The organism is Iodidimonas nitroreducens (assembly GCA_000710935.1).
Lineage (GTDB): Bacteria > Pseudomonadota > Alphaproteobacteria > Sphingomonadales > Rhodothalassiaceae > Iodidimonas > Iodidimonas nitroreducens.
Window position 1 is genome coordinate 51,258 of the sequence record BAYV01000014.1, and the last position, 25,806, is coordinate 77,063.

Genomic DNA, 25,806 nt, shown 5'->3' on the forward strand with positions numbered 1-25,806 from the left:
GAATCAAGAGTGGCGAATCAAAAGGGTTGGCAAGGGATGAGGCTTTCCTCAGCCCTTCCAGATCGGCTTGCCAGAGCCGGGCAGGCCCAGCCTTTCCCATTTTTCCGTCACCCGATCAATGATCTCGCGATCCATGGCGATTTCGCGCCCCCATTCGCGGTTCGTTTCCCCGGGGAGCTTATTGGTGGCATCAAAACCGATCTTGCCACCCAATCCCGAAACGGGTGAGGCGAAATCAAGATAATCGATGGGCGTGCCTTCGATCAGGGTGCTATCGCGCACCGGGTCCATCCGGGTTGACATCGCCCAGATCACATCCGGCCAGGAGCGGGCATCGATATCATCATCCACCACGATCACGAATTTGGTGTACATGAACTGGCGCAGATAAGACCAAACCCCCATCATCACCCGTTTGGCATGGCCCGCATAAGCCTTCTTCATGCTCACCACGGCAATCCGATAGGAACAGCCCTCAGGCGGCAGCCAGAAATCGGTGATTTCCGGGAATTGCTGGCGAATAAGGGGGATGAACACTTCGTTCAGGGCTTCGCCGAGCACGCTGGGTTCATCAGGCGGACGGCCGGTATAGGTGGAAAGATAGATCGGATTGCGCCGCATGGTGATGGCACTGATGGTAAAAACCGGAAAGGGCTCCACCGAATTATAATAGCCGGTATGATCGCCATAAGGCCCCTCATCGCCATGCTCATCAAGGCTAACATGGCCCTCAAGAATGATTTCGGCATGGGCCGGCACCTTTAAGGGAATGGTTTTGCAATCCACAAGCTCCACCGGCTTGCCCCGCAAAAGCCCGGCAAACTGATATTCCGAAAGCGTATCGGGAACCGGGGTCACGGCGGCCAATGTGGTGCCGGGATCGGCCCCGATAACGGCGGCTGCGGGCAAAGGCGCGCGTTTATCCCGCGCCCAGCGATCATATTGCTGGGCCCCGCCGCGATGCTTCAGCCAGCGCATCAGGGTGCGCCGCTGATCCAGTCTTTGCATCCGGTAAATGCCCAGATTGAAATTGTCTTCCGCCTTGTCACTGGGGCCTTTGGTCACGATCAGGGGCCAGGTGATGAGGGGGGCCGGTTCCCCCGGCCAGCAGCCCTGAATGGGCAGACGGCCCAGATCGATCTGATCACCGGTTAAAATGATCTCCTGACACGGGGCCTGTTTGACCGATTTGGGGCGCATGGCCAGAACCTGTCGGGCCAAAGGCAGCAGATCCCATGCCTGCCGGATCCCTTTGGGCGGCTCGGGCTGGCGCAGGAAGGCAAGGGTCTCCCCCACCTCACGCAATTGATCGGGGGTGCGGCCAATGGCTCCGGCCACCCGCGCCACGGTGCCATATAAATTGACCAGCACCGGCATCTCGGCGCGGCTGCCATCGGGATTGCGCACATGCTCGAATAAAATGGCCGGGCCGCCTTCGGCAATCACCCGGGTTTGAATCTCGGTCATCTCAAGATGGGTGGACACCGGCTCGCTGATGCGAACCAGATCGCCGCTTTGTTCCAGATGATCGATGAAATCGCGCAGGGATTTGAAGGGCATAAGCTGTCTTTTTGCTTGGGGATGGCAGGATGAAAAAATATCAGGCGTTTTTCTGGTCAGCTGCAAAAGGTTTCAGGATTTGATCTAAAAAATTTTCATAGTCGATTTTGGCGCTGATCAGATGGGTGCAATTCAACTGGAATCTATCTGCTTGAATAGGCTCAAATTTTGCAAAAGGATTATCCATTGATTTTTTGTGGGGGTTCTCAAGGACAATATACAACAACTCACCAGAATCGTCGGTCTTAAAATCCGTTACAATTCCGCTATATGCAAATATTTTATCATTATTGATTATTTCAATTTCTATTATTGCTATTGAGAATATATTATATTTTTGATCCTTAATTATAGTCCATATATTTTTAAAATTTTCGTTGTCATTTCTTTTGTTTTTTAAAAAATCTTCATAATTATAAATTTCTGATATTTTTTTGTTTTGGTAGCTCACATGAGATTTTAGCTCTTCATATGTAGTGACTTCATCCAAAATAGGCCCTCTCAGATTAACGTCCCAGCGTCCATCCGCAAAAAATGGGTTAAACCGAAGCGCGGCATATTCGAGATATAAGTTATCGACCAGGTTCCGGATCAGGGTGCCGCAGATATAAGCTGCTGTGATGACAGCAAACATATAACCTAGGAAAATCCAGCTTTCGTCTGAAGTGGGGATGAAATCGCGATTGCCCGCAATTACAGAAAAAAAGCGGGGGAGGTCAGGTTCGGGAAAAATTGGCAGATTACAGATGAGGAGCAAGAAAAATATGTGAAAAATCGCCGCCGACAAAACGGCATTGATAAAGCTGGCGGATAGAGGGTTCTTTTTGATCGCTTCCCCATGGATGGTATTATAGGCATTTTTGAAAATAATGCCGGGCAAGATCAGTATGAACAGGAGAAAGGTCGGCAGGGCCAAAGCCATGATAAAGCCTTTCTCATATGCTTTACCCGTTTTAGAAACCGGGATATCGTGTTTTGCTTATGGATTTTGATGCATAAGGGGGTGATAAAACCGCTCAACCGATGGGGCTATCAATCAGCTATGGCCTCGGCATCCTTATTCCGGTCATCATTGCGATCAACGAAAGCAGACTGCCCTTTGTTCAGGCCTTCTTCTTTTTCTTTCATATAAAGATCAACGCGATCAATAATGTAATCCCGGAAGCGAGGATCACTATATAAGGCCAGAACGCCTGAACCCGTATAAGAGCGCATGGTCATATCCCCACATGGAATCTGTGAACGAAACCGAGCCTACGGCCCAAGACATAAGTTGACAAAGGCAGAATGTCAAGATTTTCGGGGGCTGGCAGAGGCGACCCATCATCATGGGATCGCCTATAACCGAAGGGATTTCTTTAATTTTCCCGATAGCGCTTGATCGAGTCCTCGATGATTTTGGCGGCGATGTCCGCGTCTTGCCAGCCTTTGATCTTGGTCCATTTACCCTCTTCCAGATCTTTATAATGCTCAAAGAAATGAGCGATCTGGTCCAAAGTGATCTGTGGCAATTCGCGATAGCTTTTCACGCCCTTATGAAAAGGGTGGAGTTTATCAACAGGCAAGGCGAGGATTTTGGCATCGATCCCGCCATCATCTTCCATTTCGAGCACCCCGATGGGGCGGCAGCGAACAACGGCACCGGGCATGATCGGGGTGCGATTGGCGATCAGAATATCGGTGGGATCGCCATCTTCGGCCAAAGTATGCGGCATAAAGCCATAATTGCAGGGATAGCGCATGGCAGTGTGCAGGATACGGTCCACAAAAAGGGCGCCTGATGCTTTATCAAGCTCATATTTCACCGGCTCTGATCCCACCGGCACTTCCACGATGACATTGATATCCCATGGCGGATTGACACCCATCGAGATTTTGGAAAGATCCACGTCACACAACTCCTGTCTGGTTTCAAGGCGATCCGGCCTGTGGCGGCCCTTCATGCTCCTAGCCGACATGCTGCACTGCGACAAGGCGAAAATCGCCAGATGGGGGATCAGAAGATAGAAAGATTGGGCAATGGCCCGGTCATTTGCCCGGCCATGGCCGATAAAAACACAATCCAACCCACCACGCTATTGGCCCGAAAAAGGCTGAGGCAGCGCGCCGGATCGTGAATATCAAGGCGGATGACCTGCCAGCCCAGATGCAGCCCCAGCAGCATGAGGCCCGGCAGCCAGCCCCAGCCCAATCCGGCGATCAGGCCCGCTATCAGCGTTGCGCCCCAAAAAACGGCATAGAAAAGGGCAATGGCCAAAGGCGAGCGATCCCCCAATCTAAGGGCGGAGGATTTGACCCCGATAATGGCATCATCGGCGGTATCCTGATGGGCATAGATCGTATCATAGCCCAGGGTCCAGAACAGGCAGCCCGCATAGAGCAGCAGGGGCGCCGCCGACAAGGAGCCGGTGACCGCCGCCCAGCCCATCAGCGCCCCCCAATTGAAGGTGAGGCCCAAAACCGCCTGCGGCCAATAGGTGATCCGCTTGGCAAAGGGATAAAGGCTGACCGGCAGCAGGGACAAAACCCCCAGCCAAATGGCAAAGCGATTGAAGCTGAGCAGGACCAGCAGCCCGATGAGGCTGAGGAACGCCGCAAATAAAAGCGCCTGCCACACCCGCACTTCGCCCGCCGGAATGGGCCGCAGGGCCGTGCGGGCCACGGCGCTGTCGAGCTTTCGGTCAACGATATCGTTCCAGGTGCAGCCCGCCCCGCGCATCACGATGGAGCCAACCAGAAACAATGCGCAAAGGGGCCAGAAATCGGCATCGAGCGGGCTGAGAACAAAAGCCACCGACCACAGACACGGCCACATCAAAAGCCAGAAACCCGCCGGACGATCCGCCCGCATCAGGCGCAGATAGGGGCGGGCCGCGCGGGGCATGTGCCCCACCCAGCCAACCACACTATCGGGTGTTTTTGCCATATCCTTCATGGCGCCAAGAAAGCGCCCCAAGGGGCCGCGCTGTCAAGGCTTCATCCGCCCATATTCATGTGAAACGCATTGAATTTATTGCCATCCAGATCGCGGAAATAGCCGGCATAAAAGCCCGGCATCCGTTCGCCCGGCGCGCCTTCATCCGTACCGCCCAATTCCAGTGCCTTTTTGTAGATCGCATCCACTTCCTGAGGGGATGCCGCTTCGATGGCAACCATCACGCCATTGCCCACGCTGGCCGGATTGCCATCCTGGGGCAGAGCAATGCCAAAGCCGCAATCCTGCGGATTTTTGCCGCGCCATGCGATCACCCGATCCGTTTGCATGAGCCTGCTGCCGCCTTTGAGCGCCAAAAGGGCATCGAAAAAAGCGGCGGCTTTTTCAAGATCTTTGGTCCCCACCGTTACATAGCCAATCATCGCATCATCCTTTTTTTGATTAAAGCTGTGCCGACTATCATGGGGAAAGCAGCTTTCCGCAAGCCTGATGATCGGCTCAAAGATGTTTGGGGAAATGATGGGCGATCAGATGGTCGAGAAAACCTGCCGCCGCTTCATCAATGAGCTGATAGCAGCGCAAAAAGCCCTGTTCGCCGCCATAATAGGGATCGGGCACTTCATCAAGCGCCACATCGGGGGCAAAAGATAAGATCAGCGAAGCCCGATGAGAAAGCCCCTCGGGGGCCATATCCTGAAGGATGTGCAGATTATCGCGATCCATGGCCAGCAGATAATCGAAGCGTTTGAAATCCTGCGCGCTCACCTTCCGCGCCCGCTGCCCGCTGATATCGATGCCCCGGCTTTTGGCGAGGGCAATGGCCCGGCGATCGGGGGGGCTATCGGCATGATAGCCCAAGGTGCCAGCCGAATCGATCTGGATCAGCGCGCGATCCTGTTTGGAAAGGCCTGACGCCTCCAAGCGGGCGCGAAAAATCCCTTCGGCCATGGGGGATCTGCAGATATTGCCCATGCATATGAATAAAACCCCAATCATGGGTGCTCCTTTGATTGCTGACGATGATCGCGCGGATGGTGATCGACCCGATCATGATCATACGTAAAAGACGGCTTGCAATAAAAGGGAGTTGGCCATGATTGCAAAGCCATTGGCAACATTTGGCGACAATCTGCGGGTGGCGGTCATCGGCGCCCATGGGGCTTTGGGTTCGGCCTTTATCCGGCATCTGGAGCAAAGCCCCCATGTGGGGCGGATATTTGCGCTCTCTCGGCGGCATGAGAATGATGGCGATGAACGGCTCCAGGATGGCAAAAAGCGGGCATTGTTTCTCGATCTGGAGGATGAAAGCAGCATCGCCAAGGCGGCGCAGGCGATCAGGGATGATGCGGCGGGCCTTGATGTGATTTTATGCGCCACCGGGCTTTTGCATGATGCCAAGGGGCTTTCACCCGAAAAAAGCTGGCGGATGCTGGCCCCTCAGGCGATGGCGCAGTCTTTTGCCATCAATGCCATGGGCCCGGCTTTGGTGGCAAAACATATGCTGCCGCTTTTGCCGCGTGATCGGCGGGTGGCTTTTGCAGCCCTTTCGGCGCGGGTGGGCAGCATTTCCGATAATCATCTGGGGGGATGGTATAGCTATCGCGCGGCCAAAGCGGCTTTGAACATGATGATTCGCTCCCTTGCCATCGAATTGGCGCGGAAAAACGATCAGGCGCTGTGTGTGGGTCTCCATCCCGGCACGGTGGATAGTCACCTTTCTGCCCCCTTTCAAAGCCAGGTGCCTGCGGCAAAATTATTCAGCGCCGATGATTCGGCGGGATGGTTGCTCGATGTGCTGGATGGCCTGAAGCCCGATGACAGCGGGGGGTGCTTTGCATGGGATGGCAAAGCCATTGCGCCTTGAAGGGGATCGCGCATAAAAATACAGCATAAAAAAAAGGGCAGCTTTGGGCGATGCCACAAAAACTGCCCCAGAGTTTGGAGGGGATCTCTGTCATCACGCTTCATCAAAATATGAAGACGTGAAACAAACAATGCGGGGACATTCCTAAAAGAAACGACTCCGTAGTTGTTAGTCTAAGGGCAAGGCATGAATAAGAAATGAATTACAATCAAAAAAAGGATAATTCATTGCCCCGTCATGTGGTGGTCCTGACCGGGGCCGGAATTTCCGCCGAAAGCGGTCTTGGCACTTTTCGTGATGCCGGGGGTTTATGGGCCAATCACCGGATCGAGGATGTGGCAACGCCGGAAGGCTTCATCAAAAATCCGCAATTGGTGCATTATTTCTATAATCAGCGCCGGGCTGAGCTGCAAAGGGTGGCGCCCAATGCCGCCCATCATGCCCTTGTCGATCTTGAAGCCGAACTTGAGGTCGGGATGGGTGGCGGGCTCACCCTCATCACCCAGAATGTAGATGATCTGCACGAACGGGCGGGCAGTCGATCCGTTTTGCATATGCATGGGGAGCTTTTAAAAGCCCGCTGCGAGGCTTGTGCGGCGGTGTTTCCCTGGCATCGCGATCTGGGCAGCGAAGATGTCTGTATCGCCTGCGGGCACTCTTCCCTGCGCCCGCGTATCGTGTGGTTTGGCGAGGTGCCTTTTCATCTGGATGCCATTGATGCCGCTATGGCGCGGGCCGATCTGTTTATATCCATCGGCACATCGGGATCGGTTTATCCCGCAGCGGGTTTGGTGCGTCTGGCCCGCACTTTGGGGGTGCGCACGGTGGAACTGAATCTGGAGCCATCGGAAAACCATGATTTTTTCGATGAAAGCCATCAGGGACCGGCGGCGACCATCGTACCTGCTTTCATCGCGGATCTTTTGGCACGCTATAAAAAGGCAAGGGGGGCTTGAACCCGGCGCCGGTTTCGCCCAATTTGCCGCCCGGAATGCTTCCAATCAAAAGGAATGAATTATGATAACGGCACTGAGCGGGGATGAGCGGAGCCAGGCGATCGCCGATCTGGCAGGATGGGCCGACAAGGACGGGCGCAATGCCATCCATAAAAGCTTTCAGTTCAAGGATTTCAATGCGGCCTTTGGCTTCATGAGCCGGGTGGCGCTGTTGGCCGAGAAAATGGACCATCACCCGGAATGGTTCAATGTGTATAATCGGGTAGAGGTCACCCTTTCCACCCATGATGCCGATGGGGTTTCCGAACGCGATATCGCCATGGCCAAAAAAATGGATGAATGGGCGGGCTGATAGCCGCTCAATCCTCTGACGATTTTGGATCGATCTGCGCGCCTTCGGGCTGGTGGCGGGTGACCACGGGGGTTTGCGCAATCGCAAAAATAAAGGTGAGGGGGATGGCGCCAAAGGTTTTGAACATCACCCAATGATCGGTGGATACATTGCGCCACACCGCTTCATTGAGCACGGCCATACCGATGAAGAACAACGCCCAGTTTCGGGTGAGCAGAACCCAGCCCCGATCCGTGAGGGGCGGAAAGGCAGCCCCCAGAACCGTGCGCAGGAAAATCCGCCCCGACCACAGCCCGGTCAACAGAATGCTGGCAAAGATGAGATAAATGATGGTGGGCTTTAATTTGATGAAGGTTTCATCATGCAGCCATAAGGTCAGCCCGCCAAACACCACCACCAGAACGGTGGAAACCCACATCATCGGCGCGATATGCCGGGTGCTGTGCCAGCTATAAGCCATGGCGGCCACCATCGCCACCATGAAAGCCCCGGTGGCGGCAAAGATATCGGCCTGCCAATTCACGATGAAAAACACCAGAAGCGGGCCAAGCTCGGTCAGGAAACGTTGTCGGGCCGTGGCTTTGGGCCGCGTTGTTTCTTTGGGCCGCGTTGCTGGTTTAGATGATGTGGGTTCGGTCATGTGGTCCTTTGGGCTTTCGCGGCTTGCCTATGGGGCGGATAAAGGGCGTGCGGCCCCTTATCAACCCTCTTATCAACCTTGGCGCTCGGCAACCAGCTTCTTGATTTCCGCAATGGCTTTGGCAGGATTCAGCCCCTTGGGGCACACATTGGTGCAATTCATGATGGTGTGGCAGCGATAAAGCCGGAAAGGATCTTCCAGATCATCGAGACGCTCGCCCGTCATTTCATCGCGGCTATCGGCAATCCAGCGATAGGCCTGCAACAAAGCCGCCGGGCCCAGATAGCGATCGGAATTCCACCAATAGCTGGGGCAGGCTGTGGAGCAGCAGGCGCATAAAATACATTCATAAAGGCCATCGATCTTGCTGCGATCTTCATGGGATTGCAGGCGTTCGCTGCCCGCCGGATCGGGGGAAACGGTTTTCAGCCAGGGCTCGATGGATTCATATTGGGCATAGAAATTGCCCATATCAGGGACCAGATCCTTGATGATCGGCATATGGGGCAGAGGGTGGATCACCACATCGCCCTTCACATCATCAAGGGAAAGGGTGCAGGCAAGGGTATTGGTGCCATTGATGTTCATGGCGCAGGAGCCACACACCCCTTCGCGGCAGGAACGCCGGAAAGTGAGGGTGGTATCCACCTCGTTCTTGATCTTGATCAGCGCATCCAGAACCATCGGCCCGCATTTATCAAGATCAAGGCCATAGCTATCGATCCGCGGATTTTCGCCGCTATCGGGATCATAGCGGTAAACATGCAGCGTGCGCACATTGCTCGCCCCTTCGGGCGCAGGCACATGCTTGCCTTTGTTTACTTTGGAATTTTTCGGCAATGTGAATTTCGCCATGGTCATATCCTCATCAAGCCAAAGCCAGATCGCGGTTCAGTAAACCCGTTCCTTTGGCTTTACATATTCAAATTCATCCGACAGCGTATAATCATGCACCGGGCGATAATCGATGGCCACCTTGCCATCATCAAAGCGCGCCACCGTGTGTTTCATCCAGTTTTGATCATCGCGCTTGGGATAATCCTCATGCATATGCGCGCCGCGCGATTCATGACGATTTTCAGCACAATGCATGGTGACCATCGCCTGCCCGATGAGATTATCAAGCTCCAGCGTTTCGATGAGATCGGAATTCCAGATCAGCGAGCGATCCGTGACATGCAGATCGCTCATCCGGGCATAAACCTCGTCCATCTTGCCCTTGCCTTCTCGCAAAACCTCTTCGGTGCGGAAAACGCCGCAATTAGCCTGCATGGTTTTTTGCATATGCAGGCGCACATCAGCGGTGGGCGATCCACCCTTGGCATTGCGGAAATGATCAAGCCGCCCCAGCGCCTGTTCGGCGTGATCGGCGGGCAGGGGCATGTGGTTTGTGTTGGCTTTCACCGTTTCCGCAACTCGGAAGGCCGTGGCCCGGCCAAAGACCACAAGATCAATCAGGGAATTGGAGCCAAGCCGGTTCGCCCCATGCACTGAAACGCAGGCCGCTTCACCCACTGCAAACAGCCCCGGCACCACCCGATCAGGATCATCGGCGGCAGGATTGATCACCTCGCCATGATAATTGGTGGGAATGCCGCCCATATTATAATGCACGGTAGGCACCACGGGGATTGGCTCTTTGCGCACATCCACCCCTGCGAAAATCCTGGCGGATTCCGAAATGCCGGGCAGGCGCTCGGCCAGAATGGCCGGATCGAGATGATCGAGATGCAGATGCATATGATCGCCTTCCTCGCCCACGCCCCGGCCTTCGCGGATTTCCTGTGCCATCGAGCGGGAAACCACATCGCGGCTGGCCAGATCCTTGGCCGAAGGGGCATAGCGCTCCATAAAGCGTTCGCCCTTGGAATTGGTGAGATAGCCGCCTTCGCCCCGCGCCCCTTCGGTGATCAGCACGCCCGCGCCATAAACCCCGGTGGGATGGAATTGCACAAATTCCATATCCTGAAGCCCAAGGCCCGCGCGCAGCACCATGCCGCCGCCATCGCCGGTGCAGGTATGGGCCGATGTGGCCGAGAAAAAGGCCCGGCCATAGCCGCCGGTGGCCAGCACCACAGCATGGGATTGAAAGCGATGGATCGTGCCATCTTCAAGGCAGAGGGCGATCACACCCCGGCATTGGCCGTCCTTGTCCATGATCAGATCGATGGCAAAATATTCGATGAAAAAATCGGTCTTGTTCTTCAGGCTTTGCTGATACAGCGCATGGAGCATGGCATGGCCGGTGCGATCAGCGGCAGCGCAGGTGCGCTGGGCGGGGGGGCCTTCGCCATATTTCGTGGTCATGCCGCCAAAGGCGCGCTGATAGATCTTGCCTTCCTCGGTGCGGGAAAAAGGCACGCCGAAATGTTCCAGCTCATAAACCGCTTTGGGCGCTTCGCGGCACAGATATTCGATGGCGTCCTGATCGCCCAGCCAATCCGATCCCTTCACCGTATCATAGGCATGCCATTGCCATGTATCATCGCCCATATTGCCAAGGGCGGCGGCAATCCCGCCCTGCGCCGCCACGGTGTGCGAGCGGGTGGGAAAAACCTTGGTGATGCAGGCGGTTTTAAGGCCGGCCTGAGAAATCCCCATGGTTGCGCGCAGGCCGGAACCCCCGGCGCCAACCACCACGGCATCAAATTTATGATCAATGATCGGATAGGCAGCGGACATCAAACTCATCCCCCGAAAGATATTTTGAGAACAGACAGAATGCCAGCCAAAGCCAAAGCAAGGGTGGCGAAAGTGAGCGCCAGAAGGCTGATCTTTTTCGTGCCTTCATCATGCACATAATCTTCGATCACGATCTGCACACCCAAACGGAAATGGTAAAACAGGCTGCCAATCAAAAGCACCAGCAAAACACTGACGATAGGATCGCGCACCCACCAGATGATGGTGGCATAATCGGCGCCGGCCAGGGTCATCACCGAGGCCGCAAACCATAAAACCAGAAACAGATTGACCACCGCCGTGATCCGCTGATGCCACCAATGATGCGCGCCGGACCGGGCAGAGCCAAGCCCCCGGACCTTGGAAATCGGTGTCCGAAATTTTGTCATGGCCTCAGTCTCCCTTATAAAGCACCGGCAAAGCCATAGGCGCCCGCCCATAGGCCCAAAGTCAGCGCGATGGCGGCCAGAATGGCCAGAATGCCGATGCGCCGATTGGATGCAATCTCCAGCCCCCGGCCTGTATCCATGATCAAATGGCGCACCCCGGTGCACAGATGCAGCATCACGGAAAAGGTGACGCCAAACAGCACCAACCGACCCAACAGGCTGGTCAGAAAATCATGAAATCCGGCAAAGGCTTCGGGGCCGCTGGCCAGAGCATAAAAGCCCCAGACCAAAAGCAGGGCCCCCACCGCATTGCCGATGCCGGTGGTGCGATGGGCGATGGACAGGCCCATATGCAAGCCCCAGCGCCAGATTTGCAGATGCGGCGATAACGGACGTTCTGTGCTGGCCATCGATAGCCTCCCGATCAGCATGTGGTCTCATAATGAAAGACATTACGCGGCATTGGCGAGATAAGATACGCGATCAAATGACGCGCATCTTATGGGTGAAGTGCAGGCGCGATAACGCCTCAACGTCATCGCATCCGTGTTTAATGGCTTGCTGGGGGTGACGCAAGGCGCGAATGCGTGAGGATCAAAATCCTGCCTTATTTTCCGGTGTCGCTCCGGACTTTTTTCGATATTCCGGCCCTATTTTTTTCGTCATTCCGGGCTTGACCCGGAATCCATTCTTTGGCGTGCTCAGCCCTTCACGAGGTGGATTCCGGGTCAAGCCCGGAATGACGATATTTGTGGGCCGGGGTGACGAAAAAGGGGGGTCTCCGCCCGGGGTGACGAATTTATATCAAACGCAAACACCTCACGTCATCCCGGACGCGGGGCAGACCGAAGGGGTGCGCCGCTGAGCCGGGATCCATCTTTGGCACGCTCTGCTCTTCACGAGGTGGATTCCGGGTCAAGCCCGGAATGACGATATTTGTGGGCCGGGGTGACGCGGGCCTTCGGCGGAAAATCTTCTACCCCCGGGCGGTGATGGCGTCATCGAGGGCGAGGAGGCGTTTGGCGGCTTGTACATGCAAAAGCTCGATCATCTTGCCATCCAGCACGGCGACGCCCTTGTTCGCGGCTTCGGCCTCTGCCCAGGCATCCACCATCGCCCGCGCTTTTTCGATGGCGTCGGCTGAGGGCCGGAAAATCTCATTGGCGGGATCGATCTGGCGCGGATGCACCAAAGTTTTGCCGTCAAAGCCCAAGGCCGCTGCCTTGCCGCAGGCCCGGCGGAAGCCATCCCCATCATCAAGCGCCCCATAAACCCCATCGATGATCGCCAGATCATAAGCCCGCGCCGCCAGCAGAGACAGGCCAAAGCTGGTGGCAAAAGCCGCTTCATCGGCATCGGGGGGCAGCCGCAGGTCCTTGGCCAGATCATTGGTGCCCATCACGAAACAGGCCAATCTGGGGGTGCTGGCAGCAAGGCTTTGGGCATTCAAAATTCCCAAAGGCGTTTCCATCATCGCCCAGATGGCGCAATCGGGGGCATAGCCCAGCGCATTCATCCGCTGTTCCAGATCGTTGATCTGATCCGGCGTGCTTACCTTTGGCAGCAAAATGGCATCGAGCGTGCTTTGGGGCAGGGCCTCAAGGTCTTCGTGCCCCCAATCGCTGTCAAGGGCATTGATCCGCACCACCAGTTCGCGTTCGCCATAGCCCCCGGCATTGAGGGCGGCCCGCACCTGCTGGCGGGCCTCATCCTTGGCGGTGGGGGAGACGGCATCCTCGAGATCGAGAATGAGCCCATCACAGGGGAGCGACCGCGCCTTTTGCAGGGCACGGCTGTTTGATCCCGGCATATACAGAATGGACCGACGGGGGCGGGTGGCGGCAGGCATAAGCATCAATCCTTTATGGGGTAAGGGGTGGGGTGGGCCGATCAGAAATCGTTCTTGGCCACATGGCCCGCCCGCATCACAAAGCCCACATCAAGAAGGGCTTCGATATTATCAAGAGGATCGCCTGAAACGGCAATGATATCGGCATATTTGCCCGCTTCGATGGTGCCCAGCTTATCGCTCATCCCCAGCAATTGGGCGGCATTCACCGTGGCGGTGGCGATCATTTCATCATTCTTCATGCCCAGGTCGCGCAGCAATAAAAATTCCTGAGCATTATCGCCATGGGCTGAAACACCGCTATCGGTACCAAAGGCGATTTTCACCCCGGCCTTATAAGCCTTGCCCACATTGGCCATCACCAAGGCGGGCAGGCCCAGCGCTTTTTCCCGGATCGAGGGGGGCAGGAAATCCTGCTCGCGGATTTTATCGACCACGGTTTTCCCGGCGATCAGCGTAGGCACCAGCCAGGCGTCGCTCTTTTTAAGCAGCTTGATCGAGCTTTCATCGAGCAGCGAGCCATGTTCGATGGAATCGATCCCGGCTTCCAAAGCGGCATTGATGCCATCGGCGCCATGAGCATGGGCGGCCACCTTGCGGCCCATGCTGTGGGCGGTGGAGATAATCTCGGCGATTTCATCGTCTTTCATCTGCTGCATCAGGCCGGTGGCGGAATCCGACAGCACGCCGCCGGTGGCGGTGATCTTGATCACATCGGCCCCATATTTGACAGCAGTGCGCACTGCCCTGCGGCAATCATAAGGGCCATCGCAGATGGTATCGGGGGTCATCATATGGAGGATTTCGGCATTATAACCATCCACATCGGCATGGCCGCCGGTACCCGAGATGCTATTGCCCGCCGCGATGATGCGAGGGCCGCTGACCCAGCCTTTTTCAATCGCATCGCGCAGGCCATAAATGGCTTCCGGGTCGCCCCCCAGATCGCGCACCGTGGTAAAACCGGCATCAAGGGTGCGTTTGGCATAAAGTGCGCCCTGCATGGCCATATCGGTGGTGCTCATCTTCACCCGATCAAGGGCGGCCTGTGGCCCCAGTTCAAACAGCAGATGGGTATGCATATCGATCAGCCCGGGCATCACCGTGGCGTTTTTCAGATCGATCACTTCATGCTTTTGGGGATCGGCATCATTATAGCCCGCTTCGATTTTTTCGATTTTGCCATCGGCAATGATGATCGATTGTTCACGCAAAGGCGGTTTTTGCGGATCGATGATCAGCCGTCCGGCATGGATCACCGTATGGGCCATGGCCGTGGCGTGAAAGCCAAGGCTTGCGGCAAAGCCGGTGATGGCGCCGCCCGCAAGCATGGCGGCAAGGCTTAAGGCTGAAATCGATCTGCGCATGAACATTTCCCCTGATCGTTGATGATGGCCTGCTATGATGACTTGTTTTTGGGTTTTGACAGATCGGGATGCTACTCTGCCTATGTGCCGTTGTATAGTCGGCCCCTTTGCGGATTTCTGGGGCCCAGGATTTGGGCCTTGACCTTGCCGCCGCAAAGCGGCACCCCAAAGCGATGAGCAAATCGCATCCGATGATCCGCCTTTTTATCCCCGACCGGCTGATGGCCGGGCAGGCGATCCGTTTATCGGATATGGCCGCCCATTATATCGGATCGGTGATGCGGCAAAAGCCGGGCGATCTGATCAGCCTGTTCAATGGCATGGATGGCGAATGGCGCGCCCAGATCACCGATATCAGCCGAAAAACCGCGTTTTTAACGGTGGAAAGCCAAAGCCGCGCCCAAAAGGATGATCCCGCATGGCCCGGATTGACCCTGTGCTTTGCCCCGGTGAAGCGTGCGGGCACCGATCTGATCATCGAAAAAGCCACCGAATTGGGGGTGGCCCGCATCATCCCGGTGATCACCGACTATACCCAGATTGCGCGGCTGCGGGATGATCGTTTGCAGCTTATCGCCCGGGAAGCCGCCGAGCAATGCGGACGCTTGAGCCTGCCCCGGATCGATCCGCCTCTGCCTTTGTCACAGCTTTTGGCGGCTAGGCCCGCCCCCGAGCCTTTGTTTTTTTGCGATGAAGCCGGGGATACCCAGCCTTTGTTGCTAGCGGCAAAACGGATTTTGGGAACACAATTGCGTGATAGTGAGCCGCAGGGCCCGAAGCCCTGCGCGGTTTTATGTGGGCCCGAAGGGGGCTTTTCGCCGAGCGAGCGCGAAGCCCTGCGGGCGCATCAGGCGGTTCAGCCCGTTGGGTTGGGGCGGCTTGTTTTGCGGGCTGAAACCGCGGTCATCGCTGCCTTGTCGGTGGTGGGGGCGGTCCTTGCAGCGGCTGACCTTGATGATCCATCGGGCTTGCAATAGCGGGGCGTCTCGCCTAACTCCGTTTCACGAACAACAGTCTGGAGCGCGGGCTATATGGCCGATCAGGGAAGCAGCCTTTTAAGCAAGGCCGATCTTGTTGCTGCATTGGAGCGGGGATCAAAGCCGAAAGATCATTGGCGGATCGGCTCGGAACATGAAAAATTCGTGTTTGATCGCCATGATCATGCCCCCATCCCCTATGAAGGCTCGCGCGGGATCGGTGCCGTTCTGGAAGGCCTGCGCCATTTTGGCTGGAGCCCGAAATATGAGCGCGGCCATCTTATCGCCCTTTATCAGGATGGGGCATCGATCACCTTGGAACCGGGCGGGCAGTTCGAGCTTTCCGGCGCACCCCTTGATAATCTGCATCAAACCTGCCGCGAGGTGAATGGCCATCTGGCGCAGGTGAAATCGGTGGGCGATACCCTTGATGTCGGCTTTTTAGGGATGGGTTTTCACCCCACGGCCCGGCGCGATCAGATCCCCATCATGCCCAAGGCACGCTATGATATCATGCGCGCCTATATGCCCAAAAAAGGCAATCTGGGCCTTGATATGATGCTGCGCACCTGCACCGTACAGGTGAATCTGGATTTTGGCTCGGAAGCCGATATGGTGCAGAAATTCCGCATCGCTTTGGCTTTGCAGCCTTTGGCCACCGCGCTTTTTGCCAGTTCACCTTTTCTGGAAGGCAAGCCCAGCGGCTTTTTATCCTGGCGCAGCCAGATCTGGACCGATACCGACCCCGATCGCACCGGCATGTTGCCCTTTGTGTTTGAAGATGGGTTCGGTTTTGAGCGCTATGTGGATTATGCCCTTGATGTACCAATGTATTTCATCGAACGCGATGGGGTGATGCTCGATGTATCGGGCTTGTCGTTCCGCGATTTCATGAAGGGGGCCCTCCCCGGCCATCCCGGTCTTTTCCCAAGCCTCAAAGATTGGGAGGATCATCTCACCACCATTTTCCCTGAAGTGCGGCTGAAAACCTTTCTGGAAATGCGCGGTGCCGATGGCGGGCCTTGGGCCCGGCTGTGTGCTTTACCCGCTTTGTGGGTGGGTTTGCTTTATGATGGGGCGGCGCAGGCGGCGGCTTGGGATCTGGTCAAGGATTGGCGCTTTGATGAGATGCGGGCCCTGCGCGATGCCGCGCCGAAATGGGGCTTGTCGGCGCCGGTGCCGGGGAATCGCACCTTGCGCGAGCTGGGGCAGGATGTTTTGATGATTGCCCGACAAGGTTTGGCGGCGCGCAATATTTTAAATGATGCCGATGAAAGCGAAGCGGTGTTCCTCAATATCCTGCAACAGATGGTGGATGATAACCGCACCCTTGCCGATCAGATGCTGGCCGATTATCACGGGCACTGGCATGGGGATGCCAATCGCGCTTTTGACGAATATCTTTACTAGCCCTAACAGGCGCGCCGTCAAAAAGCTTCAGGCCGGGTTGATGATCGGCTTCGGGCTGCGTTATGGCGATTTTCAGGCATTCGATCGGAAAGAACAGGTACAATGAAAAAACTGGGCGTCGTAACGGGCCTTGTGTTTGAAGCACAGGTGGTGTTGGCGGCTGCACGCGCCGCAGGCTGTGCTGATGAGGTGATGGTGCTGTGCCTTGGCCCGGGGCGGGCGCGGGCGGCCATGGCGGCGCAAAAGCTGGTGGATGATGGGGCCGAGATTTTGTTGTCGATGGGGTTGGCCGGGGGGATCGACCCCGCTTTGCGCAGCGGCGATGTGATTTTGGCCCGCTCTGTGCGCAGCGCCGATCATAAAAAACTGCTGGCGGCCGATAGCTTGTTTTGTGCCCTTAGCCGGGCTTTGGAAAGCGCCCCCGGTGGCACGGAACAGGTGCTCGATCAGAATCAGGCTGGCGATTTGTCCGGATTTTATACCGGCTCGATCATCGAAGCGGTGGTGCCCGCCGCCAGCCATGGGGCAAAGCGGGCGCTGTTTCGTGAAAGCGGGGCCATGGCTGTGGATATGGAAAGCTATGGGGTGGCTAAAATAGCGGCCCGCGCGGGCCTGCCATTTCTGGCCTTGCGGGTGATTGCCGATCCGGCGGATCAGGAAATTCCCCAATCGGCGCTTTTGGGGATGCGCCCCGATGGCACCTTGACGATATGGCCGGTGATCAGGGCTTTAGCATCGCATCCGGGGATGTTGCCCGAATTGCTGCGTTTGGGCCGCCAAAGCAAGACGGCCCAAGGAGTTTTAGGCCGTTTTGGCGAGCGTGTCTTTGGCTTTGCCCGCAGCGGCTTTTGATCCGCTTTGATCCGATGCCCCGGCTTTTGCGGCTTTATCTTCATGCACATCGGTCATGAAGGTTTGAACCTGCTTTTCAAAGATATATTTGGCGGGCCGCTGGTTATCCAATGAAATTTCCTGAGCCATGGCACCCGTGGTGCGGGGGCCGCGCAAACCGGAGATCAGGGCCTTCAGCGGATTGGCCAAAGCATCGGCAGCAGCCGTGGGCTCATAGCCGCAATGGGCCATGCAATCGGCGCATTTTTCATAATTGCCGGTGCCATATTGATCCCATTCGGTGGTTTCCATCAATTCCTTGAAGCTGGAAACAAAGCCTTCGCCCAAAAGATAGCAGGGCTTTTGCCAGCCAAAGATATTGCGGGTGGGCATCCCCCAAGGGGTGCAGTGATAGGATTCATTGCCCGCCAGAAAATCGAGATAAAGGCTGGAATGGTTCAAGGTCCATTTCTTGCCTTTGCCACGGGCCAGAATATCGCGGAACAATTCCTTGGTCTTTTTGCGATTGAGGAAATGCTCCTGATCTGGGGCGCGCTCATAGGCATAGCCGGGGGAAATGGTGACCCCAACCCCTATATCGCGGGCATAATCAAGGAAAGCCGCCACCCGTTCGGGCTGCGCCCCTTCAAAAATGGTGGCATTGACATTGACCTGAAAGCCTTTGTCCTGCGTTGCCTTGATGGCTTTGACGGCTTTATCGAACACGCCATCCTGACACACCGATTTATCATGCTCTTCCTTAAGGCCATCAAGATGGACCGAGAAAAAGAGATAGGGAGACGGCTTGAACAGATGCAGCTTTTTTTCCAGCAAAAGAGCATTGGTGCACAGGGAAACGAATTTCTTGCGCTTCACGAGCCCTGCGACGATTTCGCCGATTTCCTTGTGGATCAAAGGCTCGCCGCCGGGAATGGCCACGATGGGCGCCCCGCATTCATCGGCGGCATCAAGGCATTCTTTCACCGAAAGCCGCTTGTTCAGAATGGGTTCGGGATAATCGATCTTGCCACAGCCCGAACAGGCGAGATTGCAGCGAAACAGGGGTTCCAGCATCAAAACCAGCGGATAGCGTTTATTCCCCTTGAGCTTTTGCTTGAGGATATAACTGCCGACGCGGATTTGTTGCAAAATAGGGACAGCCACGGTGATTCCTTTCGTGTCTTCGATCTGGCGTCAGGCGCTGCCGCTCAATCCGGCGGGCAGTTTGAAACGCTGGGTTTCCAGAACGCCCTCATGAGGGATCAGATCAATCTGATCAAGGGTCTGAAGGCGTTCGATGAGTTCGTCAACCAAAAATGCTGGGGCCGATGCCCCGGCGGTGATGCCGATATGGCTCACACCCTCCAGCCAATCGGGATCAAGGGCGCAGGCATTCTCGATCAGATAGGCGGGAATGCCATAGGATGCGGCTATTTCACGCAGCCTGTTGGAATTTGAGCTGTTGGCTGATCCCAGCACCAGCATCAGATCCACCTGCGGCGCAATTTCACGCACCGCCTGCTGACGATTTTGGGTGGCATAGCAGATATCGTTCACATCCGGGCCTTTGATCTTTGGAAAGCGCTTTTCCAGGGCGGCGATGATATGGCGGGTATCATCCACCGAAAGCGTTGTCTGGGTTACATAAGCAATGCGCTCGGCGGTGCCAAGGTCCAGCGTTTCAACATCTTTTGTACTTTCCACCAGATGCACCTGACCATCGATGCGGCCCAGCGTGCCTTCAACCTCGATATGCCCGGCATGGCCGATCAGGATCACCGCATAGCCGGCACGGGCATAGCGCTGGGCTTCCTGATGCACCCGGCTGACCAGCGGACAGGTGGCATCGATCACCTTCAGGCCCCGCGCATGGGCGGCCGCTTCAACATCGGCCGAAACACCATGGGCCGAAAAAATGGTGCGGGCGCCTTTGGGGATTTCGCTCACCTGATCGACAAAAATGGCCCCTTTGGCGCGCAGATCCTCTATCACATGGCGATTATGAACGATTTCATGGCGCACATAAACCGGGGCGCCAAACAGCGCCAAAGCCCGTTCAACGCTCTCGATGGCGCGCTCCACGCCCGCACAGAAACTTCGCGGTTGCGCAAGGATGATCTTCATGCCGAACCCTTTTATCTGGCAATCTGAAATGAACCCGGCAACCATGGATAAAGCCAGTGAAACACAATGCCACCTTGAAATGCTCGCATTACACAAATGTCGAGGCTTCAAATTCAGACTATAATGGGGCGAATTTATGAAACCTGTCTTGTTAATTCAACAGGATAGCGCATTTGTGAAGTCAATCCGCGGGATTTTCGGCCTTTTGGTCGCGCATGGCCAGATCCCGCAATGTGCGTTGATGCGAAGCAGTGCTGATCGGGTAAAAAGCCATGGCCAAAGCGGATAAAACCATGGCCATGGCAGGGATCAGCCCGGCAATCATCCGCAGGCCATCCAGCGTTTGGGGCGATTGCACGGCCTCTGCCTGATAGCCGATGAGATCGAGCAAAACTCCCAAAAGCAGGGCCGATGCGGCTAGGGACGCTTTTTGCGTTGAAGAGATCAGCCCCACCAGCGCCGATTCATGGCGCACGCCAGAGCGCAGATCGCCAAATTCGATGGTATCGGGCAACATGCTCCAGAATAAAACCGCAAAAGAAGACAGCCCAGCCGCGATCACCCCATAGCCGAGCATGGCCATCAGAACCGAGCCAGAGCGATCGGCATAAAGAAAGATCATCCCGATAAAGGCCGTGGCGCTGCCCGCAAGCCAACCGATTTTCTTGCCAAAGCGCAAGGCAAGTAAAGACCATAAAGGGATCGTTAGGATCGGGATGATGGTCATGAGCAAAATCGTGAGATTGCCCGCCGCCCGATCCCCCAGATCATAGACAAAGATATAAAGAACGGTTTTGCCGATCAGGGCGCCGCCCAAAGTCACCAGAATGATGCCGCAACACAGCAGAAGAAATGCCGCATTGCGCCGCATCGATTTAACCAATTGCCCCAAACTATAAACGGCCGGGGTAGATGGGGTGTTGGCGGCGGTTTCATGGCTGTTGTGAAAGCAAAAAAGCAGGATCGGCACTGACAGACAGGCGCACAGGGTGGCAAAGATCGGAAAGGCCAGCCGGTCGCTCAACTGATCTTGCAGGCCGCCCGCCAGAATGATCGCGGTGATCCCGCCCAAAAAACCAAAAACGATGCGCACGGTGGCGAGCCGTGTTCGCTCATCGCTGTCCTGGCTCAAGCGCACGCTAAGTGCTGCATAGGGGATGGAGACAAGCGTATAGGCACTGCGAAAGACAAGGAGGGCAAGCGTGACCACGATGATCAAAAGAAGATCATTTTCAATGGGATAGGGATAGAAAATGGCAATGAACGAGAGCGCGAGGGGCAGGCAGCCATAAAGCAGATAAGGCCGATAAGTGCCATGGCGGCTTTTGGTGCGCTCGGCCCAATAGCCCATCAGGCTATCGCTGATCGCATCCCATAGGCCGCCGATGGCAAAGATCACCCCGGCAGTGGCCACGGGCAGGCCGATCACATCCGTATAAAAGAAGAAAAGATAGTAACCCGTGCCTTGCCAGAATAAATTGAGGGCATAATCCCCCGATCCATAACCGATGCGGGTGCGCCAACCCAGCCTCATGAGCCGGGACTCATAAGAGAGGACTCATAAGAGGGGCCATCCCTTTATGGCGATCATTTCAGGGGTCATGCTTTTGAAATCACATCTGCAAAGTGATGAAACTATGGACATCTGGAAGCGCTATCATTATCCCGGTTGAGGGTGCAAGACAATGGCTGGAGACGACCCTGGAAAAGATCATGAAAGCCACCATCGATGATGTGGCGCGGCTTGCCGGTGTTTCGGTATCGACAGTATCGCGGGTGCTGAATGACGAGCGCTATGTGCGTGAAGCCATGCGCGAACGTGTTCATGCGGCCGTGAAAGAACTGCATTATCGGCCCAATCTTTATGCCCGCAATCTGGCCGGAGATCGATCCCATATCATGGCGATGATCTTTGATCATGCGGGGGGGGATTATGTGGCGGGGCTTTTGGGGGGGGCGGTGACCGCCTGCAGCCGGGAAGGGCTGCATCTGGTCATTGAAATTCTCGATCAGCCCTCGATGACCGACAAGCTCGCCAGCTTCATCGGCCAGATCAATCCTGATGGGATCATCCTCACATCGCCCGTGTGCAATGATGAAGCGGTGATCGCGTTGTTGCAAAAACGGCGAATCCCAATGATCCGGGTGGCACCGATCCGGCGCATGGAGCAGATTTTGTCGGTGGGGATCGATGATCAAACCGCCGGGCGCGATGTTGGTGATTATCTGATCGGGCTTGGCCATCGCCGGATCGGGCATATCATCGGCCATCCCGAACATGGGGGCTCGCATGATCGTTTATTGGGCTTTCAGGAAAGCCTGAAGGCCCACGGCGTCGCATTGCCCGCCGATGCTTTGGCTCAGGGCTATTTCGATTTTGCAAGCGGGGCGCGCGGGGCCCGTGCCTTGCTGGATCGGGGCGATCCCCCCACGGCGATTTTTGCCAGCAATGATGAAATGGCCGCAGGCGTGCTGTCGGTGGCGGCCGAGCGGGGATTGAAGGTGCCCGATGATCTATCGGTGATGGGCTTTGATGATGGCACCATCGCATCCTGGGTTACCCCCAGCCTTTCAACCATCCGGCAATCCACAAGGGATATGGCGGCTTTGTCCATCGCCAATCTGATGGCGGTCCGGGAAGGGCGGCTAAAATCCGATGCCATGCATATCACCGTTCGGCATGAGATGATCATTCGCCAGTCCACGGCTCCACCGCGCCAGCCCTGAAGGCAACGCCTTCAATATCCGGCGATCTCTCCTCGCACGCTTATTCTTTATAAATTTACAATCTGCGCAATTTTCTGAAAGCGCTATCATAAAATACTGGATTTCTGTTTTCACTTCCTGTAACGCTCGATTCTGAAAGCGCTATCATAAAGCAATAAGGGCCGTGGGCGTGGTCGGAAGATCGGATCAACCGATCAGGCCATGACTTTGTCAATCAAGGCGACCGGGCAGGGCCTTTTCGCCATCAGGATGGATCCGGAAGGTGCAGCCTTCCACATGGGGAGATAAAGATGAACCGATCATTCAATAAAACCGCACGGCGGACAGTTTTGTCGTCGGCGTTGCTCAGTACGGCCCTATCGGGTGTCACTTTCGCCCAGGTCAATGATGGTGATCAAATCGAGATCGAGGAAATCACCGTGACGGTGGAGCGCCGCAGCCAGAGCCTGCAAAATCTTGCGGGTACGGCGGCGCTTTTTCAGGGCGAGGATCTCAAGCAGCTTGGGGTGCAAAATCTCACCGATCTCAATGGCCGGTTCCCCGGTTTGCAGATTGCCAATAATCAGGGCAATGTCGAGGTGTGGATTCGCGGGATCGGCAGCAGCAACAATACCGAATTGGGCGATCCGGCCGCCGCCACCCATCTTGATGGCGTTTATGTGCCCCGTCCCCGGGGGATTGGCTCGGTCTTTTTCGATATCGAGCGGGTGGAAGTGAATATCGGCCCCCAAGGCACCCTGCGCGGGCGCAATGCCACGGCGGGCAGCGTGAATATCATCTCGATCAAGCCCGGTCTTGGGGTGTGGGATGCCATGGCCGAAGTGGAATTTGGCAATTTCGATCAAACCACGATCCATGCCATGCTCAATGTGCCGATTGGCGACAAGATGGCCCTCCGGGTATCGGGCTTCAGCCTTGATCATGATTCCTATCTTAATAATGTGGGCCCGGTGGATGATATCGATGTCGCCGAAGCCGAAAACAATTTGGGCTTTCGGGCGCATTTTCTCTATGAACCCAATGATAAACTCCGCATCCTTTTGACCGGCGATTATGTGCAGGAAAAGGGCACGGGCTTTACCGGCGTTAATTTTGCCAATCCATTGGGCAATGGCATTGCGCCTTCTGAAATCAAAAATCCTCGCGATGTTATCGCCGCTGGAATCACTCCCATTCTGGATACCGAACATTGGGGGGCAAAGATCGAAATCAATTATGATGTTGGTCCCTTTAATATTGAATATCTGGGCAGCTATCGCGATCTTATTTATGATTTTGAAGCAACAACGCCTTTGTCACCTAATTTTCCCGGCGTGCTCGAAACATTGGGTCCGCTTGACGAAGCGTTTGATAATTTCTCCCGCTTTCAATCCATCACCGATTCCGAATCGATCATTCATGAATTGCGGCTGGTCTCGAAAGATGATCAGCGCCTGATCTGGTCTGCCGGGGTTTTCTATTTCGATGAGCAGCAATTCTCTTTCCTTGGCTCTACCGGGGATCGCGGGCTGTTTTTTTCGGGTCTTGAATTCAATCAGCCCGATACGGATGGCGAATCCCTCTCCTTTTTCGGGGATGCAACCTTTGAAATCACCCCTAAGATGCGGCTGACCGGCGGGCTGCGCTATACCGATGACAAGAAAACCCGTTTTGGCGTCAATTCCCGCAGTGTTTTTGCCATCGGCGGTGAGAATTTCTCCTGCTGCGGCGGGGTGCGAATCGGTACGCCGGGCTTTGATTTCGCGGGCAAAGACAGAACCATCTTCAATCCCGATACCGGTGGCGACGGCTTTGTGGATGATCAGGAAATTCTGGATTTCTTTTTTGATGGGGTCGCGGAATTCGGGGCACGTGATAATGTCGATGATATTTTCGCCAATGGCCCGGTTTTTGGTGGTGCGCCATTTGATCAGCGCCCGGATTGTCTTGATACTGTTTCTGGTGATTTCTTTAATTGCCCGGCGGATGGCAAGGTCAGTTTCGCCGTGCCGATCCCCGGTCAGATCGCCATTCAAAATGGCCGCATCGATAATAGCTTCGTGGATTGGCGAGCGCGCTTGGAATATGATGTTACTGATGATCATCTGGTCTATTTCAGTGTTTCCACCGGTCATAAATCGGGCGGTTTTAATGATAATGTGCCGGGCACCGAGGGTCTGGGCCCATTAAACCCGGGTGGTGCCAATAATAATCAGTTTAATGCTGATACCCTTGCCCCTGAATTTGGCGAGGAAAAAGTCACTCTCTTTGAATTTGGCAGCAAGAATGAATTTGATGTGGGGGCCACCGGTGTCCGGCTCAATGCATCGCTTTTCTATAATGATTATTCCGATCTGGTGCTCAATTCTCTGCTGTCGATTGCGCAGGTTCTTGAATTTGAAGGTGTTGATCCCGATACCGTGGATACCGAAACCGGCGGTTTGGTGGTGTCGTTCAATTTCAATGCTTCGGATGCCGAAATCTATGGCGCGCAATTGGATGGCGGCTTCCGCTTTCCCTATAATATCAATTTCGATTGGTCATTCCTGTGGCTGGAAGCCAATGTGCAGAATTCTCAGCCTATTCAGGATTTCCGCTTCCAGGCGGATGTGGCCCCTGATGAAGCGGTCAATCAATCCATTGATGGCCGGCGTTTGCCGCGTACCCCGCGCTATCAGTTGAATGGGTCTTTGTCCCATATGTTTGAAGTGGGGCCAGGCACCTTTGATTGGATCATGTCGGCGGGTTGGCGCACCAAACAGTTCCTGACCATTTTCAACAGCATCGATTTCCAAAATCCCTCAGATCCGCGTTTGCGTCTCGATGATACGGTGGGCAGCTTCCTCACCCTTGATTTTGGTTCTGGCTATACTCTGTCTGAGGGCCGGGTGCGGATCGAAGCCTTTGTCAACAACATCACCAATCAGGAACGGGAACAGGCGCTGTTGATCACCCAATTTGACAATACGCGCTTTTTCACCCGTCCGCGCACCTATGGCGTTCGGCTGCGGCTGAAAAGCTAAGATCAGCCCTCTGTGATGGGAGCAGGGCATTGCCACCGATCCTGCTCCCTTTTCCGCCCTCTTATTCTTTCTGTCAGGAACTTTTCTCATGGTTCATGAAATGATTTTGCCGTCGCATTCCGCATCCCGGACAAGGGCCGG

General features: G+C 55.4%; 25 protein-coding genes. 8 read left to right on the top strand and 17 right to left on the bottom strand.

The annotated features are described in order from the left end of the window. Positions 1-48 precede the first annotated feature (48 nt). The 7 genes from AQ1_RS06910 to AQ1_RS06940 form a co-directional block, all read right to left on the bottom strand. Positions 49-1,560, bottom strand: coding sequence for a UbiD family decarboxylase (locus AQ1_RS06910; RefSeq protein ID WP_042085806.1), 1,512 nt, complete (start codon positions 1,558-1,560; stop codon positions 49-51). Between the two features lie 40 nt (positions 1,561-1,600). Further along, a complete protein-coding gene (locus tag AQ1_RS06915; protein ID WP_042085730.1) occupies positions 1,601-2,482 on the bottom strand; it encodes a hypothetical protein in 882 nt (293 codons plus the stop codon). Between the two features lie 110 nt (positions 2,483-2,592). Then, complete coding sequence (locus AQ1_RS06920; RefSeq protein ID WP_150007131.1) at positions 2,593-2,775, bottom strand: hypothetical protein; 183 nt, start codon at positions 2,773-2,775, stop codon at positions 2,593-2,595. Between the two features lie 143 nt (positions 2,776-2,918). After that, the gene (gene ppa / locus AQ1_RS06925) at positions 2,919-3,449 is read right to left on the bottom strand and encodes an inorganic diphosphatase (protein ID WP_042085734.1); all 531 of its coding nucleotides are present in this window, start codon (positions 3,447-3,449) and stop codon (positions 2,919-2,921) included. A 107-nt stretch (positions 3,450-3,556) separates the two neighbouring features. After that, a complete protein-coding gene (gene ubiA / locus AQ1_RS06930; protein WP_462687114.1) occupies positions 3,557-4,486 on the bottom strand; it encodes a 4-hydroxybenzoate octaprenyltransferase in 930 nt (309 codons plus the stop codon). A gap of 50 nt (positions 4,487-4,536) precedes the next feature. Continuing rightward, on the bottom strand, positions 4,537-4,917 hold the full coding sequence (locus AQ1_RS06935) for a VOC family protein (RefSeq protein WP_042085736.1): 381 nt from the start codon (positions 4,915-4,917) through the stop codon (positions 4,537-4,539). A gap of 76 nt (positions 4,918-4,993) precedes the next feature. Next, the gene (locus tag AQ1_RS06940; protein ID WP_042085738.1) at positions 4,994-5,491 is read right to left on the bottom strand and encodes a low molecular weight protein-tyrosine-phosphatase; all 498 of its coding nucleotides are present in this window, start codon (positions 5,489-5,491) and stop codon (positions 4,994-4,996) included. Between the two features lie 97 nt (positions 5,492-5,588). On the opposite strand from AQ1_RS06940, the gene AQ1_RS06945 reads away from it, so the two are divergent. The 3 genes from AQ1_RS06945 to AQ1_RS06955 all read left to right on the top strand — a co-directional run bounded on the left by AQ1_RS06945 (position 5,589) and on the right by AQ1_RS06955 (position 7,667). Continuing rightward, entirely contained in the window at positions 5,589-6,359 is a 771-nt protein-coding gene (locus AQ1_RS06945; protein ID WP_042085810.1) for an SDR family NAD(P)-dependent oxidoreductase, read from the top strand. 197 nt (positions 6,360-6,556) lie between these two features. Then, positions 6,557-7,315 carry an NAD-dependent deacylase gene (locus tag AQ1_RS06950; protein ID WP_042085740.1) on the top strand — a complete coding sequence of 253 codons (759 nt, stop codon included), beginning with the start codon at positions 6,557-6,559 and terminating at the stop codon, positions 7,313-7,315. Positions 7,316-7,376: 61 nt separating this feature from the next. Next, positions 7,377-7,667 (top strand): 4a-hydroxytetrahydrobiopterin dehydratase, encoded by a 291-nt coding sequence (locus AQ1_RS06955; RefSeq protein WP_042085742.1) that lies wholly within the window; start codon positions 7,377-7,379, stop codon positions 7,665-7,667. Positions 7,668-7,674: 7 nt separating this feature from the next. On the opposite strand, the gene AQ1_RS06960 is transcribed toward AQ1_RS06955, so the two are convergent. The 7 genes from AQ1_RS06960 to AQ1_RS06990 all read right to left on the bottom strand — a co-directional run bounded on the left by AQ1_RS06960 (position 7,675) and on the right by AQ1_RS06990 (position 14,594). Then, entirely contained in the window at positions 7,675-8,307 is a 633-nt protein-coding gene (locus AQ1_RS06960; RefSeq protein WP_081837144.1) for a septation protein A, read from the bottom strand. Positions 8,308-8,379: 72 nt separating this feature from the next. Next, positions 8,380-9,162 (bottom strand): succinate dehydrogenase iron-sulfur subunit, encoded by a 783-nt coding sequence (locus AQ1_RS06965; RefSeq protein ID WP_042085814.1) that lies wholly within the window; start codon positions 9,160-9,162, stop codon positions 8,380-8,382. A gap of 36 nt (positions 9,163-9,198) precedes the next feature. Then, entirely contained in the window at positions 9,199-10,989 is a 1,791-nt protein-coding gene (sdhA, locus tag AQ1_RS06970) for a succinate dehydrogenase flavoprotein subunit (protein ID WP_042085816.1), read from the bottom strand. Between the two features lie 5 nt (positions 10,990-10,994). Continuing rightward, positions 10,995-11,378 carry a succinate dehydrogenase, hydrophobic membrane anchor protein gene (gene sdhD, locus AQ1_RS06975; protein WP_042085744.1) on the bottom strand — a complete coding sequence of 128 codons (384 nt, stop codon included), beginning with the start codon at positions 11,376-11,378 and terminating at the stop codon, positions 10,995-10,997. Between the two features lie 14 nt (positions 11,379-11,392). Continuing rightward, positions 11,393-11,788, bottom strand: a complete 396-nt coding sequence (gene sdhC, locus AQ1_RS06980) for a succinate dehydrogenase, cytochrome b556 subunit (RefSeq protein ID WP_042085818.1) — start codon at positions 11,786-11,788, stop codon at positions 11,393-11,395. A 566-nt stretch (positions 11,789-12,354) separates the two neighbouring features. Further along, positions 12,355-13,227: an HpcH/HpaI aldolase/citrate lyase family protein gene (locus AQ1_RS06985; RefSeq protein WP_042085746.1), complete on the bottom strand. Its 873-nt coding sequence runs from the start codon at positions 13,225-13,227 to the stop codon at positions 12,355-12,357. A 41-nt stretch (positions 13,228-13,268) separates the two neighbouring features. Then, positions 13,269-14,594, bottom strand: coding sequence for an amidohydrolase family protein (locus AQ1_RS06990; RefSeq protein ID WP_052371084.1), 1,326 nt, complete (start codon positions 14,592-14,594; stop codon positions 13,269-13,271). Positions 14,595-14,767: 173 nt separating this feature from the next. Here AQ1_RS06990 and AQ1_RS06995 point away from each other — a divergent pair, with 173 nt between their 5' ends. The 3 genes from AQ1_RS06995 to AQ1_RS07005 all read left to right on the top strand — a co-directional run bounded on the left by AQ1_RS06995 (position 14,768) and on the right by AQ1_RS07005 (position 17,833). Further along, the gene (locus AQ1_RS06995; RefSeq protein ID WP_042085822.1) at positions 14,768-15,571 is read left to right on the top strand and encodes a 16S rRNA (uracil(1498)-N(3))-methyltransferase; all 804 of its coding nucleotides are present in this window, start codon (positions 14,768-14,770) and stop codon (positions 15,569-15,571) included. A gap of 54 nt (positions 15,572-15,625) precedes the next feature. Continuing rightward, the gene (locus AQ1_RS07000; protein ID WP_042085747.1) at positions 15,626-16,981 is read left to right on the top strand and encodes a glutamate--cysteine ligase; all 1,356 of its coding nucleotides are present in this window, start codon (positions 15,626-15,628) and stop codon (positions 16,979-16,981) included. A 102-nt stretch (positions 16,982-17,083) separates the two neighbouring features. Then, entirely contained in the window at positions 17,084-17,833 is a 750-nt protein-coding gene (locus tag AQ1_RS07005; RefSeq protein WP_052371075.1) for a phosphorylase family protein, read from the top strand. Here AQ1_RS07005 and hpnH read toward each other — a convergent pair. From hpnH to AQ1_RS07020, 3 genes are all read right to left on the bottom strand, one after another. Further along, positions 17,783-18,976 carry an adenosyl-hopene transferase HpnH gene (gene hpnH / locus AQ1_RS07010; RefSeq protein ID WP_042085749.1) on the bottom strand — a complete coding sequence of 398 codons (1,194 nt, stop codon included), beginning with the start codon at positions 18,974-18,976 and terminating at the stop codon, positions 17,783-17,785. The genes AQ1_RS07005 and hpnH overlap by 51 nt on opposite strands. A 30-nt stretch (positions 18,977-19,006) precedes the next feature. After that, entirely contained in the window at positions 19,007-19,936 is a 930-nt protein-coding gene (gene ispH, locus AQ1_RS07015; RefSeq protein ID WP_081837151.1) for a 4-hydroxy-3-methylbut-2-enyl diphosphate reductase, read from the bottom strand. Positions 19,937-20,117: 181 nt separating this feature from the next. Then, positions 20,118-21,470, bottom strand: a complete 1,353-nt coding sequence (locus AQ1_RS07020; RefSeq protein ID WP_042085753.1) for an MFS transporter — start codon at positions 21,468-21,470, stop codon at positions 20,118-20,120. A 179-nt stretch (positions 21,471-21,649) separates the two neighbouring features. On the opposite strand from AQ1_RS07020, the gene AQ1_RS07025 reads away from it, so the two are divergent. Beyond that, positions 21,650-22,663 carry a LacI family DNA-binding transcriptional regulator gene (locus tag AQ1_RS07025; protein ID WP_042085755.1) on the top strand — a complete coding sequence of 338 codons (1,014 nt, stop codon included), beginning with the start codon at positions 21,650-21,652 and terminating at the stop codon, positions 22,661-22,663. 290 nt (positions 22,664-22,953) lie between these two features. After that, entirely contained in the window at positions 22,954-25,665 is a 2,712-nt protein-coding gene (locus tag AQ1_RS07030; RefSeq protein WP_052371076.1) for a TonB-dependent receptor, read from the top strand. Positions 25,666-25,806 lie beyond the last annotated feature (141 nt).

Coding starts and splice junctions, on each gene's coding strand:
- sdhC (WP_042085818.1), bottom strand. CDS start 11,788: ATGGCCAGCACAGAACGTCCGTTATCGCCGCATCTGCAAATCTGGCGC.
- AQ1_RS06965 (WP_042085814.1), bottom strand. CDS start 9,162: ATGGCGAAATTCACATTGCCGAAAAATTCCAAAGTAAACAAAGGCAAG.
- AQ1_RS06990 (WP_052371084.1), bottom strand. CDS start 14,594: ATGCGCAGATCGATTTCAGCCTTAAGCCTTGCCGCCATGCTTGCGGGC.
- AQ1_RS07025 (WP_042085755.1), top strand. CDS start 21,650: ATGAAAGCCACCATCGATGATGTGGCGCGGCTTGCCGGTGTTTCGGTA.
- ispH (WP_081837151.1), bottom strand. CDS start 19,936: ATGAAGATCATCCTTGCGCAACCGCGAAGTTTCTGTGCGGGCGTGGAG.
- AQ1_RS06960 (WP_081837144.1), bottom strand. CDS start 8,307: ATGACCGAACCCACATCATCTAAACCAGCAACGCGGCCCAAAGAAACA.
- AQ1_RS06935 (WP_042085736.1), bottom strand. CDS start 4,917: ATGATTGGCTATGTAACGGTGGGGACCAAAGATCTTGAAAAAGCCGCC.
- AQ1_RS06985 (WP_042085746.1), bottom strand. CDS start 13,227: ATGCCTGCCGCCACCCGCCCCCGTCGGTCCATTCTGTATATGCCGGGA.
- AQ1_RS07000 (WP_042085747.1), top strand. CDS start 15,626: ATGGCCGATCAGGGAAGCAGCCTTTTAAGCAAGGCCGATCTTGTTGCT.
- AQ1_RS06995 (WP_042085822.1), top strand. CDS start 14,768: ATGAGCAAATCGCATCCGATGATCCGCCTTTTTATCCCCGACCGGCTG.
- AQ1_RS06945 (WP_042085810.1), top strand. CDS start 5,589: ATGATTGCAAAGCCATTGGCAACATTTGGCGACAATCTGCGGGTGGCG.
- sdhD (WP_042085744.1), bottom strand. CDS start 11,378: ATGACAAAATTTCGGACACCGATTTCCAAGGTCCGGGGGCTTGGCTCT.
- AQ1_RS06920 (WP_150007131.1), bottom strand. CDS start 2,775: ATGCGCTCTTATACGGGTTCAGGCGTTCTGGCCTTATATAGTGATCCT.
- sdhA (WP_042085816.1), bottom strand. CDS start 10,989: ATGTCCGCTGCCTATCCGATCATTGATCATAAATTTGATGCCGTGGTG.
- AQ1_RS06940 (WP_042085738.1), bottom strand. CDS start 5,491: ATGATTGGGGTTTTATTCATATGCATGGGCAATATCTGCAGATCCCCC.
- AQ1_RS07030 (WP_052371076.1), top strand. CDS start 22,954: ATGAACCGATCATTCAATAAAACCGCACGGCGGACAGTTTTGTCGTCG.
- AQ1_RS06950 (WP_042085740.1), top strand. CDS start 6,557: ATGAATTACAATCAAAAAAAGGATAATTCATTGCCCCGTCATGTGGTG.
- AQ1_RS07005 (WP_052371075.1), top strand. CDS start 17,084: ATGAAAAAACTGGGCGTCGTAACGGGCCTTGTGTTTGAAGCACAGGTG.
- AQ1_RS07020 (WP_042085753.1), bottom strand. CDS start 21,470: ATGAGGCTGGGTTGGCGCACCCGCATCGGTTATGGATCGGGGGATTAT.
- AQ1_RS06955 (WP_042085742.1), top strand. CDS start 7,377: ATGATAACGGCACTGAGCGGGGATGAGCGGAGCCAGGCGATCGCCGAT.
- AQ1_RS06910 (WP_042085806.1), bottom strand. CDS start 1,560: ATGCCCTTCAAATCCCTGCGCGATTTCATCGATCATCTGGAACAAAGC.
- AQ1_RS06915 (WP_042085730.1), bottom strand. CDS start 2,482: ATGGCTTTGGCCCTGCCGACCTTTCTCCTGTTCATACTGATCTTGCCC.
- ubiA (WP_462687114.1), bottom strand. CDS start 4,486: ATGGCAAAAACACCCGATAGTGTGGTTGGCTGGGTGGGGCACATGCCC.